Origin of the sequence: Mycobacterium sp. (genome assembly GCF_035640695.1) — a bacterium.
In the GTDB taxonomy this organism is placed as follows: Bacteria; Actinomycetota; Actinomycetes; order Mycobacteriales; family Mycobacteriaceae; genus Mycobacterium.
Genome location: NZ_DASQVQ010000020.1, coordinates 1 through 20,643 on the forward strand (window position 1 = coordinate 1; position 20,643 = coordinate 20,643).

Here is a 20,643-nt window from a genome sequence, read left to right on the forward strand (position 1 = left end):
CATGAAGATTGCTTGGCAGGGACGTTCCGCGTTCTGTGCGGAGATCAGGCTGATTGCCCTGTTGACGTGCGCGACCATCCTGTCGATCAGTACATCTGGGAGTTATGCCGGTAACACTGGTGGCGTAACCAGGACCTTTGCGGACCCGCGGCCGGCAAGGTTTGGCACGGATGACGCTGTTGCTACCGATCCACGCACCGGCCGAGACTGTACGGAGCCGGGTGTCGGCCCGGGCAGGCGGGTGCTCGACGGGGCCTTCGCGGTGCTGGATGCGCTCGCCGGCACCGATGATGGGCTGGGGTTGACCGCGCTGGCGCGCGCCAGCCAGCTAGCGAAAACCTCGGCGTATCGGCTCACCGAGCAGCTCGTCACCCTCGGGGTGGTGCAGCGCGTTGACCACCGCTACTACCTCGGGGCCCGGATCGGGCATATCGGGCAGCAGTGGCAGCCAGACCCGTTGCTGCGGCAGGCCGCACAGGCACCCGTGCACACCCTTGCCCTGCAATCTTGGGCCGTGGCGTCGCTGCGGATCCTGCAGGACGACCGACTCCGGGTGATCTGTGCCACCGTGCCGCACGGTCGCGCCTGCATGTTCAACCCCACAGACCCGCGGTCGATCGCTCGCACCGCCACCGGGCGCGTCCTCTATGCCACCCGATCCCCCAGCGACGTCGCGCTTCCCGACTGCTGGACGCCCCAAGAATGGCGCGGGTTGCGTCAGTCCATCCGCGACCTGCACGCCACCGTGGTCGATCGTCAGGACACCGTTCCCGGCATCTGCTGCGTGTCCGCCCCGGTGTGGTGGCCGAATGGGACATGTGCGGGCGCGGTCACCGCTCTTGTGCAGGCCACCAAGCCACCCCCAAATCTGCGCGACATGGTGTCGCGCGCCGCACGCCGCATCGGCGCTGCCCTGCGGTAGGTGGACGCATTCGTCATTGTGGACAGCGGTTGAGGGTGGTTTCGCACGTAACAGGCGGTCCGGTCGTGGTCCGCTCAGCGGACCAGGCGCTTGATTAGTCACACCCGGCAGAAGTGCAATGTCCTTGTCAGAAAACACCGTTCGTGCCAGCGGCCGTCGGGTTGTGCCGGGCACCGTGGCGGATTGAAGCGGGTCGAGATCGCCTGGACACCGTCTCGGCTAAACGGGCAGACAAAACGGAACCAACAATCGGATGAGCAAGTTCAGTTTGCCGTCTCGGCGATAGACCCCAGCAGCCAGTTCGCCGGTCCGGTTCACACCGGGCTTGGCGCCGGGAGGGACAAACCTGGAGGTTGACGTGGAAACTTCACTACCGGAACGCGAGCGTCCGACGCTCTTATGGATGGAGTGTGGAGCATGCAGTGGGGAGTCGATGGCGATCCTGGGATCGGGGGGTTCGGACACGCTGCTGGACTTTCTTGACCGCCACGATGTCCAGTTGCTTTGGCACCCCTCGTTGTCGCCGGAGCCGCCGTGCGAGCTGGCGCGCATGATCGAACTTATCGTCGCCGGTGAGCAACACCTCACGCTGCTTTGCGTTGAGGGCAGCATCATCAACGGGCCGGATGGGACGGGGCTGTTCGACACGTTTGAGGGCCGGCCGAAGCGAGACCTCGTCGCAGCGCTTTGTCATCGGGCGGAGTACGTGATGGCGATGGGCAGCTGCGCGGCGTTCGGCGGCATTCCCGCCGCACCTCCCAATCCTTCGGAGTCTGTCGGCCTGCAGTTCACCAATGCGCGCCCGGGGGGCCTTCTCGAATCGGGCTGGCGATCGAAGTCCGGAATGCCGGTGGTGAATCTGGGCGGCTGCCCGGCCGACTCCGCGACAATGATCGAAACGATGGGCTTGCTGCTGGACGGGCAGCTGCTGGATCTCAATCGCTACCAGCAACCTTCGACGGTCCAGCCCTGCCTTGCTGACGCTGTTAATCGTAAGTGCGGAACCGCCGAGAAGGTGGGTTACGTGTGCTACGGCTGCCTCAGCGCCAGGTTCCCGATCAGCCGCGCGCTGTTCAGGCACCACCCAAAACCCGTGCGGGCCGAGCCCGATCTGCAGGGTGCGGCGCTGTGACCGCGGGCTTGCGCAAAATCCGCTTGGGGATGGAGGTAAACCGTGTCGAGGGCGACATGGAGATCCAGGTCGAGGTCGAAGGCGGCGTGGTGACCGATGCTTGGTGCAGCGGGACGATGTACCGAGGCTTCGAGCAGATCCTCAGGGGGCGCGATGCTGCGGACACTCTGGTGATCACGCCGCGGATCTGCGGGATTTGCAGCACCTCCCACCTCTACGCCGCCACGTCAGCGCTTGAAATGGCATCTGCGACGCCGATCGCTCCCAACGGCACTCGGATCCGCAACCTATGCCTGATGGCGGAGTCCCTGATGAACGACGCCCGCCACACGTTTCTCATGTTCGCCCCGGATCTATGCAACGCTGCGTACACCGACTATCCCCTCTACGAGCAGGTGTGTGAGTTGTTCGCCGCGCCGTTCCGCGGGCGGATCGCGCGAGAGACCGTCGAGCATTCCAACCGGATCCTGCAAGTGGTGATCTGCTTCGGCGGTCAGTGGCCGCACTCGACGTACATGATGCCCGGGGGCGTGACCTGTCCACTGGACGCGGCCCGCCTGCACGACTGCCTCAGCGCCGTCGAGTTCTACCAGGCCTGGTACGAGCGGTCGATCATCGGCTGCGCGACCGAGCGCTGGCTTGCGCTGCAAAGCGTCGAGGACTTCGACGAATGGCTGGAGGAGGATGCCGCGCACCGCGACAGCGCGGTAGGGGTATTTGCCCGCTACGGCCGCTCGATCGGGCTGCACAAAACGGGCGCCGGCACGCCCCACCTACTGAGCATGGGCTGCTACTACGACCCCGAAGGCTGGCAGCCCCCGTTCCGCGACCGTCCGTGTCTGCTATCGGCGGGATTCTACGACGGCGAGAGCAAGCGAATTGAGCCCTTCTGCGAGGCGAAGATCCGCGAGGATGTCAGCCACGCCTGGTATGTGGATCCGGGCCATCCGTGTCATCCCTGGGAGAGCCGGACCGAGCCGGCACGCAGCGCCGACGGGCCCCAGTACAGCTACGCCAAAGCCACCCGCTACGACGATCGCGTCGTTCAACTCGGACCGATGGCCGACCTGGTCGTCGGCCACGATCCACTCATCACCGCGCTCTTCCAGGCGCAGGGACCGAACACGTGGCTCCGGCAGTTCGCGCGGTTTCACCGCCCGGTACGGGTGCTCGAATTGATGCGCCAGACGGTGCACCAGCTCAGCGCGCACCTCGACGAGCCCACGTTCCAGCCCTCTGACCCCATCGGTGACGGAGACGGCTACGGACTGATCAACGCTGCGCGCGGCAGCCTGGGCCACTGGATGAAGATCCGCAACGGCACCATCGAGAACTACCAAGTGATCACCCCGACCACATGGAACGGCTCGCCGCGCGACGCGTGTGGTCGCCGCGGACACTGGGAAGAGAGCTTCATCGGCCTCGAGCTAAAGGACCTCGAGAACCCCGTCGAGCTTTACCACGTCGTCCGCTCCCACGACGCGTGCCTGGTCTGCACCGTGCACTTTCTCCAAGTCGATAAGGTCACGACGTTCCGCGTGTGATGAACCCTGCGCTCATACACATCTTGTGCTTCGGAAACCTGTGGCACGGCGACGACGGGTTCGGGCTGCACGTCTTGCGGCGGCTGCGGGACGAGCGCCGCCTACCACCCCACGTCCGCACCTTGGACGCCGGCACCGCCGGCCTCAACGCAATACCGCTTTTCGAGGGCTGCACTAAGGCGGTGCTCGTCGACGCCGTCAAGACCGGAGCGAAGATCGGCCAGCTCCATCGCCTCAGCGTCAACGGTTGCGTCCCCGCCGTGGAGCAGCAGGGCATGCACGGATCAGGCGTTGAAAGCCTCCTCTCGGCGCTTCCCGTGGCATTCGCCAACCGCACGATGCCAGAGCTCGTCCTGATCGGAGCGGAGATCGGCCCGATCACACCGTTCACCGCCGTGTTGAGCCCGGCGCTCGCAGGTGCCATGACCCAAGCCGTCAAGCTGGTAATGCTCGAGTGCACCAGCCCAGCCCGATAAGCGCCGCGGACGACACGCGCACCGCAGTCAATGGCGATGGGCCCACGCGACGGCGGATCGTGCAGTGTTGCGTGCCCACAAATTGCCCACGAATTGCCCAGTTACAGACATCTCGGGTGATCTCCGGTGACGAACTTCCGCGGCTCCGCACGGAACCACCAGCATCCTAATGTCCTATTGTGGGGCCCCTGCTCGTAGCGCCGGTTCATAATTCCGTTTCGGTAGACGAGCCGTGGGCCCGCAAGGCGGCCTTGGCGGCGTTGCCGCCGCGATCACCGGTCGCTACGAGTCAAGACGCAGTGCCAGTTTTCTTACCAAGCGGGTAGAAAACCCTTCCCTTTTCGGGAGCGGAATCTGGCTTCCAGAGAGATTACGGAACCGAATCCCCCATCGGAGACTTACCGCGACGACAAAGCGGCTTCCCCGGGAGGCCGCGACGCACAAAGGAGAAGAGAAACCGCCATGAACCGTCCCCGTCGCGGATTGACCGCCCAGCACCCCGCCACAGCTTCGGCACCTGCACGTCGGATCGTGCGCACCACCGTGTCCGCGGCAGCGCTTGCCCTGGCTATCAGCCCGTTCGGCGCCCTCGCCGTTGCGAGCGCCGACTATAAGGACAGCGACTTCGAAGCGTGTATGAACCGCAATATGCCCACGGACTACTGCTGCGAACACGCCGGCGGCGTGATGCGCAGCGGCGCGTGCATCGATCCGGCAACGCTCAGGGTGGCCGTGGTCCAGCAAGTGCCGCCCACGCGGGTTCCGCCGCGCGCGATCACCGGCGGGCCGACGCTGACCGCCGTCCAGTAAGGGTCGCTTCTACAGCTCATTCGCAACGCCAGCGCAGCCGGCTCGCTGGCGTTGCGACCGCGCTGGCTTTCCGAACTGCACGGTCCAAATGGGAAGCCCACTGATGGAATCGATTTAGTCGTCCGCTGCTAGAACCCGTTGGTCCCGCCATGTCACAGACCGGTTATGCGAGTGCGACTAATGTTCACAAAAGCATTGTCAACCACGATGATCAGGCCCACGACACTGAGCGTTCCATTTCGACGACGTTCAACCACCAACAACAGGGCCATGCCGACTGACCGTGACAAGTCCGAAGACTCAATCGCTACATCGCCGCGATCAGAAATGTGAGTTGCGTGCCGACATGGCTGCCAGGGCGATGCGAAGGGATTGCCACCAGCCTGTTCCGAAAGCGTAGTCGCACAGCCACCCCCGCGTGCCGCGAAAGCGCGGCCTCCCGCGACCACCCGGACGATTGCCGGCCGGTCGGGTGAACGCTGAAGCGGCGGCGGTTGTTTCGGCGAAGATCGCTCGGCCTCTGCGTCACCGGCATCGACGTGGATGCCACCCGCCTGCCGTCGGCACTTGGCCAACTGGTTGGGGACCGCCACCGTCTTGGGATTGTCGACTGCGAAGACACCTCAGGCAAAGACCTTCGTAGTCGCGGATGGCGCACGCGAAATCGCCAACTCTGATCCGGAAACTCATGTATGGCACGGGTCTGGTGTGGACGCCATCTTCCTGCTGGCCGCCCGGATCGACGTGGCCGAGATCGGCCGCCCGGATCGGCCGGCGTGGCGCCGGCAAGGCTCGCTCTTGCCAAGCCACTCGGCGCGCGCGGACCTATTGGTCTCAAGGAACAACGCCGAAATTACGCCAGGGGCGCGAGCACAGCGAGCACGCACCTTAAGGCTGTTGTAAACGCTCGGTCAAATATTGACGGAATACCCCGCCGTAGTTCTCGTCTGTCAGGGCAACGTCCACCAGTGCCCTGAGATACTTCAAGTGGTCACCGGTATCATGCCAGATCCCCTCGATAAAGCGCCCATACACCCGGTCTTGATGCGCTAGTTCGTTAATGCTGTCCGCCAGAGTGATTTCGCCATTTTTGTCTACCTTTTCCTGAGCAATGATAGGTAAAATGGCGGGCATCAGCAGGTACCCGCCGACCGAGGCGAAGTTACTGGGAGCGTTCTCGGCACCTGGTTTTTCAATTAGTTGCGACAGCTGAAACGTTCGGTCGTCAATCTTGGCATCGATTTTGGCGATGCCGTATTTGTCAGCGTCTTTTTTATCAACTTCGATGAGCGAAATGACGGATTTACCTGTCTTTTCGTACGCTTCAAGGAGTTGTTTAGCGCGGGGCACGTCGCTACGGAAAAAGTCGTCCGCGAAGAACACGAAAAACGGTTCGTCGTTGCTAATCAGGTGCTGCGCGTTTAGTACCGGGCGAGCGTTTCCTTTGGGTGACCCCTTCTGCCTTATGTAGACAAAGTTTGCAAGGTTGGCAATTTTTTCAATCTCGTTCGCTGCTTCAAACTTGCCGCGCTCGCGAAGTTCCTTTTCCAGTTCGTCCGATCGGTCAAAGTGATCTTCGACCGCGCGCTTGGTGGTACCGGTCACAATCATAATGTCCGTCACTCCGGCCGCAACGGCCTCCTCGACGATTAACTGGATCACCGGGCGGTCGATAATCGGCAACATTTCTTTCGGCATTGCCTTGGTTTGTGGCAAGAAGCGCGTACCCAGTCCCGCGGCGGCAATGATTGCTTTGGTTGGTTGTTTCATAAACGATCCCCCTTTTCAGCTGAATTGAGCAAAAGGCACGGTCACGGTTCCTGTCAGTGGGTTAGCTATAGGGAGCAACTACTGCCGTGAGTTGTGTAGTGTGACGTCCGTGCGGCAGATGGGCTGGCTCGCCTGACATGTGCGGCTCGACAACGATTTAGGTGCGGACACGCGAGGCTACCAGGACGCCAGTGCGGATTTGGCCGCAGCGACTGTGTCGGCCGAGCTCGTGAGGCGCCAGTCGGGGTCACCGCCGGTCCCGTTGACCTCGAACCAGATCAGCGCGCGGACGTCGGTGCTGACCAGCCAGGCGATGAAATCCGAGATCCAGCGCGCCTTGTCGCCGCCTTGGTCGCCGCAGCCGACCTCGTTGATCCACACCTGTTTGCCCGGCGCGAGTTTCGTGACGAGGGCCAACGTCTTGGCGAAAAGGTCGGCGGGCTGGGTCCATTGATGGCCTGGCAGGTCGCCGAAGTTGTATCCGTCAACCCCGATGATGTCGACGAACTGGTCGCCGGGATAGGACTTCGTGATCGCCTCGGTGTTGCCGCTGATGATGACGTTCGGGCACCACACCCACTCGACGTGTTTCGCGCCGGCGTCGTCGAATATGCCACGCACTCGGCTGTAGGCCGCGACGTAGTCCTGTGGCGAGCCGCCCGGCGCTCCCACCGACCACGGGTACCAGTCGCCGTTCATTTCGTGTGCGAACCTGAGCAGGAACCGCCGTCCATACGCCGCGGCCTGCTGGGCCCAGCCGCGCACATAGATGTCGTAGCGACCACCCGCTATCTGCGCGGCCGTGTAGGCGCCCTGGTGCTTGCCCGCGCCGGGGTCCCACGGTTCCCACGTCAACTCCGGTGTGCAGCCGGTGGCTGCGACTGCGTCCAGCAGCGCGGTGGGCAACGGCTTCTCCCAGGAGAATGCGTCGTAGACGGTCAGCACGTCCAAGTGCTTGCCCAATGTCTGAGCAGCGGCCTGCGACCGCTGCAACGTCGCGTCGTCAAGACCAGTTGCCGCCAGTCCGAACAGCCGCGACTGGGTCCTCTGGCATCCGCTTGCAGCCATCACGGCGAACGCCGCCAATGGGATCGACGCGAGCACGCTGCGGCGCGACACCCTGATGCCAGCCGGTCGGTTGGGCAACGACACCTCCTGACCGTCACTGGTTCGGCAAAGACAACCTTACGGGACACTCGAGCGGTTGCCCCGCCGACGTCAGCGGCCACTTAAGTCGATTCCTTTCTCACGGACCTGTGCTTGGACAGCCGGCAGCAGCGCCTTGACCGCAGTCGCGGTCAAGTGCGAGTCGTCGCGGTAGAGCAACGTGCCGTTGCGCACTGCGCGGCAATTGGTCTGCTCGCACAGATAGATGTTGACGTCCAGCACCGGGATGTCGAGATTTTCGCCCCGAACCTGGTCTGTCACAATGGGTTCGGTCCGGTGAGCGTTGTTCAGGTCGAAGTCGCATTTGGACCAGTTGTCTGTCGCCCCGGAGACGCATTCGGGGATGTTCTTGTTCGGGTACGGCGTATCGCGCAAGTAGATCAGCTTCGCGCCGGTCTGCCGCAGTTGGTTCAGCGACTGATCCCAGCCGGTTTTGAACTCCTGATAGTCGGGCACGTACGTGGACAGCGAGCCGATCACGATGTATTTGGGTTTCAGAGCGGCGATCGCCTTGATGCTGTCCTCGCGCCAGCCGAGGCAGTCCGGCTTGGTGAACGGGTCAGTACGGCCGTCTCGGGGCTGCAAGGCGGCGACGGGGCATGCCGCTTTGGTGAATTGATTGAGCTGCCAATTATTTTCGCGCGCGAGAACCTGCACCACGGGCAGCCACTGCTGCGCGTGGCTGTCACCGAACAGCACCGCTTTCACGCCGTCGGCTGGCCCGTCCACGCAGGTGCTCGGTGTTTCGCGCTTGCCGAGCGGAACCAGGCACTCGTCGCGCTCGGGCCGGTCGTCGAACGCCTTGAACGGGTTGGGCGTGACCGGTCCCGATGTCGCACCGGTGGACGCACCGAAAACCGATTCGAAGCTCACCGACGCATTGCCCGACCCCGCCCCGCTGGCCCGGTTGACCGCCATCACGCCGAGGGCCATCGTCAAGGCTGCGGCCACAATGGTGCCGGTCAAGCCGACCGAGAGCGAGGCCTGCAGATTGCGTTTCAATTCGGCCGACGACATGACCGGGCGTTCTAGCAGCGCAGTGGACGCCCACGCCACCAGCAGCGCCGCGATCATCACACCCACCAACGTCGGCCAGCTGCTGATGTGGGTGTAGCTCTTAAACAGCACCAGCGCCGGCCAGTGCCACAGGTACCAGCCATAGGAGACCTTGCCCAGCCACCGCAACGGGCGCGCGGAGAGGAACCACCCGACGGCGGGCGCGCTGTTGGCGGCAACCTGGCCAGCCACGATGATCGCGCCGGCGCCGAGTGTAGGTACCAACGCGGCCCATCCGGGATAAGGTGTCGAGTGGTCGTAAGTCACGGTCGCCACCAGCACCGCAGCCAATCCCGCCCAACCGAGCACCCACATCGCTACTTGCACAGGCAATTTCGTCATCAGGCCGGTTAGCAGCGGCCCTGCAACCGCGACGATCGCGCCGACGCCGAATTGCCACGCGCGCGTGTGGGTGGCCATATAGGACAACACGGGGTCGCTGCCCGTCGACCGCAGCGACACGAACAGCGACGCCGCCGTGACCACGGTGATTCCCCACCCCACCACCATGCGGGTGGACCACCGCATGCGCCGGGCCAGCGCGGCCAACGCAACCAGCAGCACGGGCCAGACGAAGTAGAACTGTTCCTCGATGGAAAGCGACCAAAAGTGCGTGGCAACGCTGTCGTCAGACGCGCCCGCCAGATAATCCTTGCCCGCGGCGATGAAGCGCCAGTTCGCGATGTTCACCGATGCGGCGAGGAGGTCGAGTGCCTGGCGGAAGACCGACAACAGCGGCATTACGAACCAGACAGCGATCGCCGTCGCGACGATGGCCGCAGCGGCCGGGGGAATGATGCGACGTGCGCGGCGAGCGTAGAAGCCCCTGAACGACACCCGTCCGTTGCGCTCGTACTCGCGCAGCAGCAGACCGGTGATCAGGAAGCCGGAGATCACGAAGAACACGTCGACGCCGACAAAGCCGCCGGCCAGGTGCGGCACACCCGCGTGAAACAGCACGACGAGCGTGACGGCGACGCCTCGCATGCCTTCGACATCGTTGAAGAAGCGGTTTTCCGACTTCTTGGTCTTGGTCTTGGCCTTGGACGGCGGCTGCGTCCGGACTAACGCAGTGGTCGGATCTCGGTCCATGAGGTGATGTGCTGCACGCTGGCGCTGCACCGTGTTGTGGCGCGCTGGTACTGGGCTACTGGACATACGGGACGTCTGCACCAGGCGCATGGTCTCGGCCGGGGGGGTATCGCTCCTCAGCCCCGGGCTATACCTCGTGGTCGGTTCTTCCCAGTAGGTAGTCATGAGGAAAATAGTCGCTTTTACGCAGGTGCTTCCGTAATCGTTGGGAAGCCAGATTCCACTGCTGAAAGGGGAGGGTTTCCTATCCGCCGGGTAAGCAGGCCCGAGTCCGCTTCAGCCACGAAGCCAACGACCGCTCGGGTGGTTGCCCCGCCGGACGTCAGCGGCCGCTGAGGTCGATGCCCCTCTCACGGATCTGCGCTTGCAACGGGCTGCAGCTCCTGGAGGAGCGATCGCCGTCAGTGTGAGTCGTCACCGTAGAAGGACGTGCGATTGCGGACCGCGGTGCAACGGGTCCCCGCGGACAGACGTGCATTGACGTTCAGCACAGGGATGTCGAGGTTTCGCCCTGAAGCTGGTCTGTCACAATGGATTCGGCTCAGCGGAGGTTGTAGGGGTCGCAGTACGCGTCCGCAGTAGCACGGTGGTTCGTCATCTCAGGCGCTCCACGGGATCATCAGGTCGAACCACCCAGAAGCGATTGCTCCGGCCAGCGCCAGGGCCAGCGTGTAGCACACCACCTCATAGAAGGAGATCCGGTTTGGATTAGATCGCCTGCGGACGTCGTCGGTCGGTGCGGCACCGACGCTGTTGCCCGCCGTGCGTGACCCGGATCGGCTGAGTCTGGGCCACAGGATCTTGACGAATTCGGTGAACAGCGGCAGCGCGAGGTAGGTGTATAGGCACACGAACATCGCCATCAGCCAGAACCGACGCACCCCATAGGCATGGATGTCGTAGATGACCACGCCCCAGAACGGCAGTAGCGACAACAAGATCGCGGCCGCGCCCACTCGGCTGATGCTGCGGGCCAGGGGATTCGGGCGATTGACCGCGCCGGTGGGAACCCATCCCGCCGAGCGGCCCCGCAGTTTGTGCACTATCGCGATGAGGTGGGCGTAGCTGTAGGCCATTTGCAGGCGCAGCACCTCAAATCGCCAGCGGCTCTTGGAAACCAACGGAATCACTACCAGATATACCCACAGCCCGACGAGGAACGGCACGAACTGGGCGGGCTGAACCTGCTTCGGGAAAAACGCGGCCATGATCATCCCGGGCAGGTAGAGCGCGATGACGTTGACGGCGGTGGTGATGTAGTAGAACAAGCCCGCCCAGAAGCAAAGCCGCTGCCGCAGAGTCATTTTCACCCGTCGGCCGTCAAGCTTCGCGTTGTGCAGCTTGACCAGCGACCCGTTGCACCACCGGTACTGCTGGTTGAGAAAGCCAGCCATATCCGATGGGCACAAGCCGCGCGAGACCACGACGGGCACGTAGCGGGTCTGGTAGCCGGCCTGCATCAAATGCAGTCCGGTGTGAATGTCCTCGCTGTGCTCGATCTGAGCGAATCCGCCCGTGGCTTCCAGGGCTTTGCGCCGGTACAGCGCGCAGGTGCCGACGCAGATCGCAGCGTTGAACCGGTCCCGCGAGGGCAGGATCCAGCGATAGAACAACTCCTGGGTCGCGCCCGCCGTGCGCTGAATCCAGTGCAGGTTCTCGCCACTATCGAAGCACTGTGGGCTTTGCACGATGCCGACCGAGGGGTCGTCCATGTACGGCACCAAGTGCCGCAGGAAATCCGGCCGCGGGCAGAAGTCAGCGTCCAGAATCACGATGTGGTCCCCCGACGTGCGGTTGAACGCATACTGAAGGTTGCCAGCTTTCTTCAGGTGCCCGCGATTCGAGCGCACGATGTAGTGGAAACCGAACTGCGCGGCCAGTTCCCCGACCTCGCTGCGATCGCCATCGTCGAGAACGTGCACCTCGATCCTGCCCTCCCACTCCATCGCCTTGACATACGTGTAGGTATTACGCAGAACCGCCACGTCCTCTCCGTAGGTGGGAAGAAAGACATCGATACTCGGCGCCTGGCCTGCGGGAGTCCAGCCGTCGACGAGCGCGCGGTGTGTCTTCGCCGACACCCGCCTGGTGTTGAAGCTCGTCAGCGCCGACAGCACGGCGCCGACCACGTTGAGCCCCAGCACCACCAACATGGGCCACAAAACCTTGACCGAAGCCAGCGCGAACTGCAGCAGACTCCAACCCGCCAGCACGTAGGCGGCCATCAGCAGGAGCGTCACCCATCGCATCTGCGGCCCGAAGTAGGAGTACACCTCGTTGTCGGCCGGCGGGGCAACGAGCCCTTCGGCGTCGGCTTCGACGGGCTGGAGCTGTTCGGTCGGCTGGTGGTCGTCCAGCACAGCCACGTCACAGCGGACCAGCTGCTCCGTAACTGACTCGTGCCGTTCCGTCACAGGCTCGTCCAGCACCTCGATACTGCGGGCCGCCAACGCGCCTGTGTGATGTTGGACGGGGCGCCGGTCGGGCCGACGCGACTTACGGCTGGGGTCGGGTCGATGCCAGAAAGTGCTGGGGTCGGGTTGACGCCGCTCGTGGCTCCAGTCGGGTCGATACCAGTCACGGCGGACGTCGGGTCGGTGCGAGTCATGTCGCCCGTCCGGGCGATGCCCGTCCCGGCGAGGGTCGGGGCGATGCACGTCGTGGCGTTGCGGGTTACCGAGCGGACTCGACGCCCACGCAACCGGCATGGTGGCGTCGCGTTTCGCCACCACCATGGTCTCGACCGTGGCCGTCTTACCGGGGCTGTAAGTCATGAGGGAAATACTCGTGAACACGGCGCGGCTCCGTAATCGTTGGGAAGCCAGATTCCACTTGTGAAAGGGAAGGGTTTCCTATCCGCTTGGTAAGCACTCGAGCGGTTGAAAAACCGCTGAGAAAGCTGCCGCCCATGCCATCCTCGTGATCAAGGAATAAGGGGGCGCATATGATCTCAAGGTTCGTACGGCTGAGCGGCGCGCTCGCGTGCACGCTGCTCGCCGCGTGCAGCACGTCCCAACCCGTCGCCCCCGCCCCCAGCAGTGGGCACGAGGAATTGAACTACTCCCGACAGATGCCAACCATCGCCACCGGCGACTGGAGCGCCCGTGGCACCGTGGTGAGCTCGTCGGACCAGGTGCCGTTTGATTTCAGCGAGCTGCCCGCCGGCTCAACCGCACGGACGATGGTCTACCGATCGATATCCGGCGTCACCGGTTCGCCCACCGTGGTGTCCGGCGCGGTATTCACACCGCCGGGCACCCCACCACCCGGAGGATGGCCCGTCATCGGCTATGCACACGGAACCGTCGGGGTAACCCCCGACTGTGGGCCAACGGTCGATTCCCGCCTGCTCGGCGACATCAGTTCGGTGGCGATCCAGCTCAAGCTCGGCTACGCGGTGGCGTACACCGACTACGCCGGTCTGGGCAAGCCCGCCGGGTCACGCCAGGACGCGGCGACATCACATGCCTACCTGGAGCCAAAGTCGGCCGCCTTCAACCTCATCGACGCGGTGCGAGCCGCCCGCACGGTGGTACCGCAGCTGTCGTCGCGCTGGGTGGCATTGGGATCGTCGCAGGGCGGCGAGACCGCCTGGGCGGCCGCCGAATATTTTGCCGCCTACGGGCAGGGCACCGACCTGGTCGGCGCCGCGGCGCTGGTTCCCACCATGGACATGTCCGGACTGGTGCAGCGGGCCCAAACCTCGACCTTGACCGCCGACCAGATGTATCTATACCCGAATGTGATCGAGGGTTTGGCCGCGGTCGACAAATCCATCGATCCGAACGATTACCTGCACGGCGTTCTGCGCGAGGACGAAAAGACCTTGCTTGCCTGCCTGCCGCCGGCTTCCCAAGGCAAGGACGCCTTGGCGAGCAAGTTCAAGGGCTCGGACGCCAAACCGTCGTCGGCTTCAGCGGCCGACCGGCTGACGCGGCGGCTCACCTCCTATGCGTTGCCCCAGCAGCCGACCAAGATCCCGCTGCTGGCGATCTACGGTGGATCCGACCAGACCGTTCTGCCGGAATGGACCGAGGTCGCCATGGGCCGGGCTTGCGCGCTTGGCGACACGCTGTTGCGAATCCGCATGGAAGGACAAGGGCACAAACTGGATCCCGGCGCGCCGCTGGGCCAATGGATTGCCGACCGCTTCGCCGGCGTTCCCGCCGTCGGCAACTGCTAACGCACACAAACGCGCGTTTTCCACCGCGACACAGCTTGGGTTCAAGGGGTGATGCAACGCGTCCTGTTGCTGCGCCCGCTGCCGTTGCCACAGTTTGGCCACAATTTGGCCACGCCTAGTGTCAACGAGCGTGGACTAGCGGCCGGGGGTACCCACCCGTTGCAGACCGCAGCGAACTCATCAGCCATGACCCACGGAGCAGACACGAAGCTGCGACTTCACCAAGTTCCGGATGTAACTGCCCACTTCTCGGCGCCGATTGGACCTGCAACCGGCGACGATCGTGAGTCCGACGCTGGCTAGTGCTCGCGATTTTGTCGAAGATCGCAAATGATCCGCCTCATGCTGGAGGATGATTGGCAACGTGGCCAGAAAACGCGCGGAAGGCGCTCCGCCCTCACGACCTGGCGGGATAGCTGCTGAGTTGGCAGCCGCCGGATTTGTGGACGCCGTGGAAGTCGGCCGCGGCGGCGCGGGCGTCGTCTATCGCTGCCACCAAACGTCTCTCGGGCGAAGCGTCGCCGTTAAGGTGCTGGCCTCTGATCTCGACGAAGCCAACCGGGAACGTTTTCTGCGTGAGGGTTACGCGATGGGCGGTCTTTCTGGCCACCCGAACATCGAAAGCATCCTGCAAGTCGGCGTGACTGAGGGTAACCGGCCGTACATCGTGATGCCCTACCACGCAGCGGGTTCCCTGGCGCAGCGCCTCCGCCGAATTGGCCGGATTGCGTGGCCGGATGCACTGCGTATCGGAGTGAAGCTATGCGGGGCGCTCGAAACCGCACACCGGGCAGGCACATTGCACCGCGATATCAAGCCCGCGAATGTGCTCGTCAACGATTACGGAGAACCGCTGCTGAGCGACTTCGGGATCGCGCGTATCGCCGGTGGATATGAAACGACGACCGGGGTCTTCAGCGGCACCATCGCCTACACCGCGCCCGAGGTGCTGGCCGGAAATCCGCCGACGACCGCGGCCGACGTGTACTCCCTTGGCGCCACGATTTACGCGCTGATCGCCGGGACGGCCGCACACGACCGCAAGACCGGCGAGGACCTCCTAGCGCACTACCTGCGGATCAGTTCGGCACCTTTGCCGGACATGCGTCCTGAGGGAATCCCGGCGGACGTGTGCGCCGCGATCGAAAAAGCGATGTCACCGGATCCGGCGGAACGACAGGCGTCGGCGGCGGACTTCGGCCGTGAATTGCAGGTGGCGCAGCGTCACAACGGGTTGATATCGGATTCGATGGCACTCAGTGCGGCCAATGCTGAGCCAGAGCACACGGTCGCCATGCCAGAAATGCCGTTCTCGGGGCCCGCCGGTCACACAGATGTGTCCGAAAGGGCTTCTATCTCACCGGGCGGGCCACCAAGCATCTCGCCGGGCGGGCCACCAACGCCAACGCCACCATCAGCCGCGAGCTTGTCGGGCATGCCTTGGCAGATCCCGGCGCACGAACGGCCGGCGACGATCACGCCGAAAAAGCGCGATCGCAAACCGATGCTGTTCGCCGCCGCCGCGGCGGCCGCCGTGCTAGCGCTGCTGTTGGTGATAGGCGGCGTCTACTTCCTGTCATCGCGGGCCGGCACCAGTGAAGGCAAAGGCCTGCCCAGTCGACCGACCGCCGAGACGCAGGCTGATTGGCAGCCGATCACGAATGCGCGCGTTGCCCGCGAGGCGGTGGCGACCACGGAGGCCGACGGGACCATCTGGATTTTCGGCGGCGTTGGGGCCGACAACCGCGTTAGCGGTCGCCACGAGGGCTATGACCCTGCCATTGACAGCTGGAAGGGCGGCGACGACCTACCCGTTCCGGTACAGCATGCGACGGCGGTGACTTGGCAGGGGAACCCAGTCGTGCTCGGCGGCTGGCGCACCGAAGGCACCAATCCGAAGGTTGCGTCCGACCGAGTTTGGCGGGTCGTCAACAGTCGCTGGGTGGAGCTGCCGCCTCTATTGCAGCCTCGGGCGGCAGCGGCGGCCGCGGTAGTTGGCGACCGCATAGTCGTCACTGGTGGTGTGAACGCCAACGGCAAGCTGCTGAACACCACCGAGATCTTTGACGGAAATTCCTGGACGCTTGGCGCCGCAATGCCAACTCCACGTCAGATGTTGGGCGCGGCGTCAGATGGCAAGGTGGTGTACGCCGTCGGCGGCACCGACGGGACCTCTGACCTCAAAACGGTCGAGGCGTACGACCCGGCCGCGAACACGTGGACGACCTTGCCCGACCTTCCGCAGGCACGCAGCGACCTCGGCGTGGCTGTAACCGATCGACGGCTGGTGGCGGTCGGGGGCATGGCCGCGGGGCAAGTCCTTAAGAGCGTGACGGCGCTAGATCTCGCCGCACTGAAGTGGGCCGGCTTGCCGGACATGGGCACTGCGCGGCACGGCATGGCGGTCGACGCTGTGGGGAAGTCGGTGTATGCGATCGGCGGATCCACCGGTGGTGGCGATGGTCAGGTCACGTCGTCGGCGGAGGCGCTGAAGCTGGCAGCGCGCAAAGCGCAGCCGGCATCACAGTGGCGGTCCCTGCCGGACACGCCGACCGCCAGGTTGATGATGGCGTGGACCGTGCTCGACGGCAAGATCTGGCTTATCGGCGGCATGCGGGGTCATGACACCATACTCCAGACCGTCCAGAGCTACGATCCGCAGACCGAAACGTGGCAATCGCAGCCTCCGCTGCCTATCCCCTTGCACCACGCGACGGCGGCAACCTACCGGGGCGAGGTGGTTGTCATCGGGGGCGCCAGCGACAACATCGCACAAGCGTCGAACAAGGTTTTCGCGCTCCGCGGAGGCAGCTGGGTGGAGCTACCAAGCCTCGGCCATGCCCGGGCCGGGGCGGCGGCAGCAGTCGTTGGTAACAACCTCGTGGTCGTCGGCGGGCAGAACGACAAGAAGATCGTCGCGGAGACCGAGGTGTTCGACGGCAAGTCCTGGAAGCAGGCGGCCGACCTGCCGACCCCGCGCGAACACCTGGCCGCGGTGTCCGATGGCGTCTACGTCTACACAGTGGGTGGACGGTTCCTGTCCTCCGACAAAAACTCCGCGGCGTTTGAGCGCTTCGACCCGGAATCCGGGAAATGGGACAAGCTGGTGGACATGCCGACCCCGCGCGGAAGCTTCGGCGCCGCGTACATCGACGGCCGGATCGTGGCCGTCGGTGGCGAGGAACCTACGCGCGTGCTGGGCACGGCAGAGATGTACGACATCGCCGACGGGAAGTGGATCACGCTCCCGCCGATGCCGACACCGCGTCACGCTGAGGGGGTCGTCGCGGTTGGCTCCACCGTGTATTGCATCGGGGGCGCCAACCGGCCCACACATGAAGGACCCGTCCCGACCATCGAGGCCCTGGACTTCACTTAATCCGCTTGGGCCGCCGACCATTACGATGGTCGCGCCGGTCAGTCACTTTTCGTCTTTACCGCGGTCGCGCAGCATGGCGAGGGTGACAGCCCCGCGCCGGATAGCCTCATTGGCCAGACGAACCCGGCGCTCTCCCTCTGGCGGGATAGCGAACTTGTCGTACAAGTTCTGCAGATGCTGTTTGATGGCGGCCTCCGTCACGAATAGCTCGAGAGCCATGTCACGAACCGACGCGGGCCCAGGAAACGGGTTGTCGGAGACCAAGGGGCGGCACAAAACCACCAGGACCTCTTGTTCGCGCCGGGTCAGCCGCGGCGGAGCGGGCTCGGCAGAAACCGTCTCGTCTTTGGCCGACGGTTCGCCCGCTTGCCTCACGTGCCAGAAGACCAGCCGTGACGAGCCGACCCGCAATTCATCTCCAGAACGCAGGACACGTTCGGCAGAGATCTTTTCTCCGTTTAGATAGGTGCCGTTGCGACTGCCCAAATCCCGTACCGACCAAGCAGACCCGAGGTTTTCCAGGACGGCGTGCAAGCGGGAGACGGTCGCGTCGTGCTCGAGCGACACGAGATTTGTGTCGGCCTTGCCGATGGTCACCCTATGGCCGCTCAGCGTGATCAGCTCGCGTCCTGACGGTTTCCAAACTTCCAGGTGGGACGACATGTAGACCTCCTGTCAGGCCAATTCTTACCCTGCGAGGTCTGGAACCAACCGATGACGCAGAAAATCGCGTTTGGCTGGGGTGGGGTGTCGAGACCTCGTCGGCTTCGTGGACGAGCGGGCCCTGGGTTGCGACTCCGACCGCACCCTCACCCTTAGCCCGGCCCGGCTGCAGCGTGTCGCATTTCGTCGCGAGCGGGTGTTCATTCGGTAGCCCTGATCCGCGGCAGCACTACATGCTGCTGTACCTGGAGGTAGAGAGCGCACAACGGGTCGCGACCGCCCCGCTGACCACCATCGCCGAGGGTCTCAGTTGTGCATCCCTTGCAACAACCGGATCAACCAACGGGTGGTGTCTCGGGCGGTGGCTCGCCGGGGTGCGGCTGGTGACCTCCGATGTCTAAGCCGGGTGCGCACCGCAATCTCCCTCCCGGAGGGCTCGACTGGCTCGTGGGAGTCGTGTCGTCGATGAGACTGGGAAACAACTAATTTAACGTCGAGTCACCCATGACGCCGTCGACTTGACCGCACCCGACACCGAGTTGGGCCGGCACGGCCAGACGCTGCCGATCGCGGTTGAACGCGACGCGCGCGTGCCCCGGATTCCTGTGCGGGACGGGGCAATCGGCGAATTCACACCCGGTGTTGCTTACCAGGCGGATAGGAAACCCTTCCCGTTTCTGCAGTGGAATCTGGCGTTTCAACTATTACGGAACCACTGCTTGATCATGACTATTTCTCTCATGGGCTTCGTGCCTGGAAAAGCGGCAAGCCAATTAGTGGAGCGATGACGCATTGTCGGTATCGCAACCGGTTGCGTTTAGTGCACCTATCCAGTTCTGGCCCAAGGGTTCTGAACAATTCCGCGGAAGCACTGCCGGAGAAAGTACAGCACCACGACACAGAAAGAGGTGATGACGTCGTATGCCACTCACACCGGGCGCACAAATCGACGAACTGCGCCGTGCTTTACGCGAGTCGGAGCAGCGCCGCCAAGCCGCCGAAATCAGGCTCGCCGATCGCGAACGCCGACTCGGCACCGCATGCCAAGCGATCGCTGCACAAGATCACCGAATCGGCAGGCTCACGACCGAACTCGCACAGCTGCGGGGCGCGACGATACCAGCCATGCTCAACGACTAGGCGCTACAGCTGGCACCGCGATCACCCCCGCGGCGCAGGTCTGGCGCGTTCGACCAGTGCCCGCCGCCGAGGTGTGGCCGATTCGCCACGAGGTGTTGCGCCCAGTGAGCCCGCGGAGCCCTGCCCCCACCCCGAGGACAATCGGCCCGGCGCCCGGCACTACGCCGCGCTGGACAAGGGCCCTACGGTCGGCGCGGCGTACCCGGGCTGCCTTACCGGGCGGATAGAAAACTCTTCCCTTTCACAAGTGGAACCTGGCTTTCCGACGATTACAAGACCGCTCCGCAATCACGACTATTTCTCTCATGACTTCGCACTGGCCACGGCGACAAAGTCCGGAAGGGAACAGACCATGATCACGAACGAATCACTGTTCGACCATTTCCGCAACGCGCGTCGTCGAGGTCATCGCAACGTATGGCGCCCGGCACCGTGGGCAACCGTGAATATCGCCGCGGCACCGGTGGTTTCACTGGCGTCGCCAGTGCGGTAGCCGGTATCCATGCGATCCGGCACCCCCGTTGCGGGACTGCTGATCGACGCCGACAGGGCGATCGGCGTTCTTGCCGGGGTTGGCCGCCCGGACCGCGGCATTGCAATCACTTCCGCGGCATCCCGGATAGCCCCGCACGGTGGTGTTGAGCCGCTGTTCGGCACCAACCCGATGAGCGTGGCTGCCGGCGGCGAAGGCGAGGAGTTCGCGCTCGACATGGCCACCGGCCAGGTCTGCTTCGGCGAGATCAAACATCGCCGCGCGGGGACAGGCACCAAAGCCCGGGACTAGCTGCACAAACGTCGCAGACCGCCGCGGGTATGCGTTCGATTGACTGACTCAATGCGCCGACGGTGTGCCAACTTGCCGCGGCGATCTTCAGTGCATCGTTCTGGGCGTGCACTAGGTCCGCATGGTGAACGCAGGATCAGCGTGGCAGAGCCACTGCGAAATCACCACGATCGGTCCAAAACTCTCTTGCGTCTGCGCGCTCACAGGAGCACCGTTGAGGCAGGGGGTCACGAGGTAGACCGATTGTTAAATTGCACCAGGGGGTGCACCTGTGAATCTCAAGAAGATTATGGCCGCAGCCGCTATCGCCTGCGCCTTTGGCTCCACCGCTCTAGGACTAGGCACGGGTACGGCGAATGCCGGCCCGATTTCTCCCGTCACGCCAGTAACATCGTGGGCGCAAGACGACGACTGGTGGGGCCACGGCCACGGCCACGGCCACTGGGGACACGGCTGGGCACACGACGGCGGCTGGGGCTGGGGCGGCCCGGGCTGGGGCTGGGGCGGCCCGGGCTGGGGCTGGGG

15 protein-coding genes and 1 pseudogene are annotated in these 20,643 nt (G+C 64.1%); 11 read left to right on the forward strand and 5 right to left on the reverse strand.

The features are described 5' to 3' along the window. The first annotated feature begins 241 nt into the window (after positions 1 to 241). From VE759_RS02515 to VE759_RS02535, 5 genes are all read left to right on the forward strand, one after another. Positions 242 to 922, forward strand: coding sequence for an IclR family transcriptional regulator (locus tag VE759_RS02515; protein ID WP_324927918.1), 681 nt, complete (start codon positions 242 to 244; stop codon positions 920 to 922). A gap of 403 nt (positions 923 to 1,325) precedes the next feature. Continuing rightward, positions 1,326 to 2,054 (forward strand): hypothetical protein, encoded by a 729-nt coding sequence (locus VE759_RS02520; RefSeq protein WP_324927944.1) that lies wholly within the window; start codon positions 1,326 to 1,328, stop codon positions 2,052 to 2,054. Beyond that, complete coding sequence (locus tag VE759_RS02525; protein ID WP_324927920.1) at positions 2,051 to 3,598, forward strand: nickel-dependent hydrogenase large subunit; 1,548 nt, start codon at positions 2,051 to 2,053, stop codon at positions 3,596 to 3,598. Before VE759_RS02520 ends, VE759_RS02525 begins: the two co-directional genes overlap by 4 nt. Further along, positions 3,598 to 4,074, forward strand: coding sequence for a hydrogenase maturation protease (locus VE759_RS02530; protein WP_324927922.1), 477 nt, complete (start codon positions 3,598 to 3,600; stop codon positions 4,072 to 4,074). The genes VE759_RS02525 and VE759_RS02530 overlap by 1 nt, the downstream gene beginning before the upstream one ends. A 531-nt stretch (positions 4,075 to 4,605) precedes the next feature. Then, positions 4,606 to 4,884 carry a hypothetical protein gene (locus VE759_RS02535; RefSeq protein WP_324927924.1) on the forward strand — a complete coding sequence of 93 codons (279 nt, stop codon included), beginning with the start codon at positions 4,606 to 4,608 and terminating at the stop codon, positions 4,882 to 4,884. A gap of 888 nt (positions 4,885 to 5,772) precedes the next feature. Here VE759_RS02535 and VE759_RS02540 read toward each other — a convergent pair. The 4 genes from VE759_RS02540 to VE759_RS02555 form a co-directional block, all read right to left on the reverse strand. Beyond that, the gene (locus tag VE759_RS02540; protein WP_324927926.1) at positions 5,773 to 6,654 is read right to left on the reverse strand and encodes a UTP--glucose-1-phosphate uridylyltransferase; all 882 of its coding nucleotides are present in this window, start codon (positions 6,652 to 6,654) and stop codon (positions 5,773 to 5,775) included. Between the two features lie 177 nt (positions 6,655 to 6,831). Beyond that, positions 6,832 to 7,806, reverse strand: a complete 975-nt coding sequence (locus tag VE759_RS02545; RefSeq protein WP_324927928.1) for a glycoside hydrolase family 26 protein — start codon at positions 7,804 to 7,806, stop codon at positions 6,832 to 6,834. Between the two features lie 66 nt (positions 7,807 to 7,872). Then, positions 7,873 to 9,969 carry an acyltransferase family protein gene (locus VE759_RS02550; protein WP_324927930.1) on the reverse strand — a complete coding sequence of 699 codons (2,097 nt, stop codon included), beginning with the start codon at positions 9,967 to 9,969 and terminating at the stop codon, positions 7,873 to 7,875. 599 nt (positions 9,970 to 10,568) lie between these two features. After that, positions 10,569 to 12,743 carry a glycosyltransferase family 2 protein gene (locus tag VE759_RS02555; protein ID WP_414687814.1) on the reverse strand — a complete coding sequence of 725 codons (2,175 nt, stop codon included), beginning with the start codon at positions 12,741 to 12,743 and terminating at the stop codon, positions 10,569 to 10,571. Between the two features lie 170 nt (positions 12,744 to 12,913). Here VE759_RS02555 and VE759_RS02560 point away from each other — a divergent pair, with 170 nt between their 5' ends. Both VE759_RS02560 and VE759_RS02565 read left to right on the forward strand, forming a co-directional pair. After that, a complete protein-coding gene (locus tag VE759_RS02560) occupies positions 12,914 to 14,152 on the forward strand; it encodes a lipase family protein (RefSeq protein ID WP_324927932.1) in 1,239 nt (412 codons plus the stop codon). A 352-nt stretch (positions 14,153 to 14,504) separates the two neighbouring features. Further along, the gene (locus VE759_RS02565) at positions 14,505 to 17,531 is read left to right on the forward strand and encodes a Kelch repeat-containing protein (protein ID WP_324927934.1); all 3,027 of its coding nucleotides are present in this window, start codon (positions 14,505 to 14,507) and stop codon (positions 17,529 to 17,531) included. A 42-nt stretch (positions 17,532 to 17,573) separates the two neighbouring features. Here VE759_RS02565 and VE759_RS02570 read toward each other — a convergent pair whose 3' ends face one another. Next, a complete protein-coding gene (locus tag VE759_RS02570; RefSeq protein ID WP_324927936.1) occupies positions 17,574 to 18,194 on the reverse strand; it encodes an FHA domain-containing protein in 621 nt (206 codons plus the stop codon). A gap of 518 nt (positions 18,195 to 18,712) precedes the next feature. Between VE759_RS02570 and VE759_RS02575 the strand changes: the two genes are divergently transcribed. The 4 genes and pseudogenes from VE759_RS02575 to VE759_RS02590 form a co-directional block, all read left to right on the forward strand. Beyond that, positions 18,713 to 18,982, forward strand: a complete 270-nt coding sequence (locus VE759_RS02575; RefSeq protein WP_324927938.1) for a hypothetical protein — start codon at positions 18,713 to 18,715, stop codon at positions 18,980 to 18,982. Between the two features lie 133 nt (positions 18,983 to 19,115). After that, complete coding sequence (locus VE759_RS02580) at positions 19,116 to 19,334, forward strand: hypothetical protein (protein WP_324927940.1); 219 nt, start codon at positions 19,116 to 19,118, stop codon at positions 19,332 to 19,334. Positions 19,335 to 19,836: 502 nt separating this feature from the next. After that, a complete protein-coding gene (locus VE759_RS02585; RefSeq protein WP_324927941.1) occupies positions 19,837 to 20,118 on the forward strand; it encodes an Ldh family oxidoreductase in 282 nt (93 codons plus the stop codon). A 271-nt stretch (positions 20,119 to 20,389) separates the two neighbouring features. After that, positions 20,390 to 20,643: pseudogene (locus VE759_RS02590) on the forward strand (hypothetical protein); the annotation flags it as partial.

Coding starts and splice junctions, on each gene's coding strand:
- VE759_RS02520 (WP_324927944.1), top strand. CDS start 1,326: ATGGAGTGTGGAGCATGCAGTGGGGAGTCGATGGCGATCCTGGGATCG.
- VE759_RS02530 (WP_324927922.1), top strand. CDS start 3,598: ATGAACCCTGCGCTCATACACATCTTGTGCTTCGGAAACCTGTGGCAC.
- VE759_RS02540 (WP_324927926.1), bottom strand. CDS start 6,654: ATGAAACAACCAACCAAAGCAATCATTGCCGCCGCGGGACTGGGTACG.
- VE759_RS02550 (WP_324927930.1), bottom strand. CDS start 9,969: ATGGACCGAGATCCGACCACTGCGTTAGTCCGGACGCAGCCGCCGTCC.
- VE759_RS02555 (WP_414687814.1), bottom strand. CDS start 12,743: ATGACTTACAGCCCCGGTAAGACGGCCACGGTCGAGACCATGGTGGTG.
- VE759_RS02560 (WP_324927932.1), top strand. CDS start 12,914: ATGATCTCAAGGTTCGTACGGCTGAGCGGCGCGCTCGCGTGCACGCTG.
- VE759_RS02565 (WP_324927934.1), top strand. CDS start 14,505: ATGATTGGCAACGTGGCCAGAAAACGCGCGGAAGGCGCTCCGCCCTCA.
- VE759_RS02570 (WP_324927936.1), bottom strand. CDS start 18,194: ATGTCGTCCCACCTGGAAGTTTGGAAACCGTCAGGACGCGAGCTGATC.
- VE759_RS02580 (WP_324927940.1), top strand. CDS start 19,116: ATGCCACTCACACCGGGCGCACAAATCGACGAACTGCGCCGTGCTTTA.
- VE759_RS02585 (WP_324927941.1), top strand. CDS start 19,837: ATGCGATCCGGCACCCCCGTTGCGGGACTGCTGATCGACGCCGACAGG.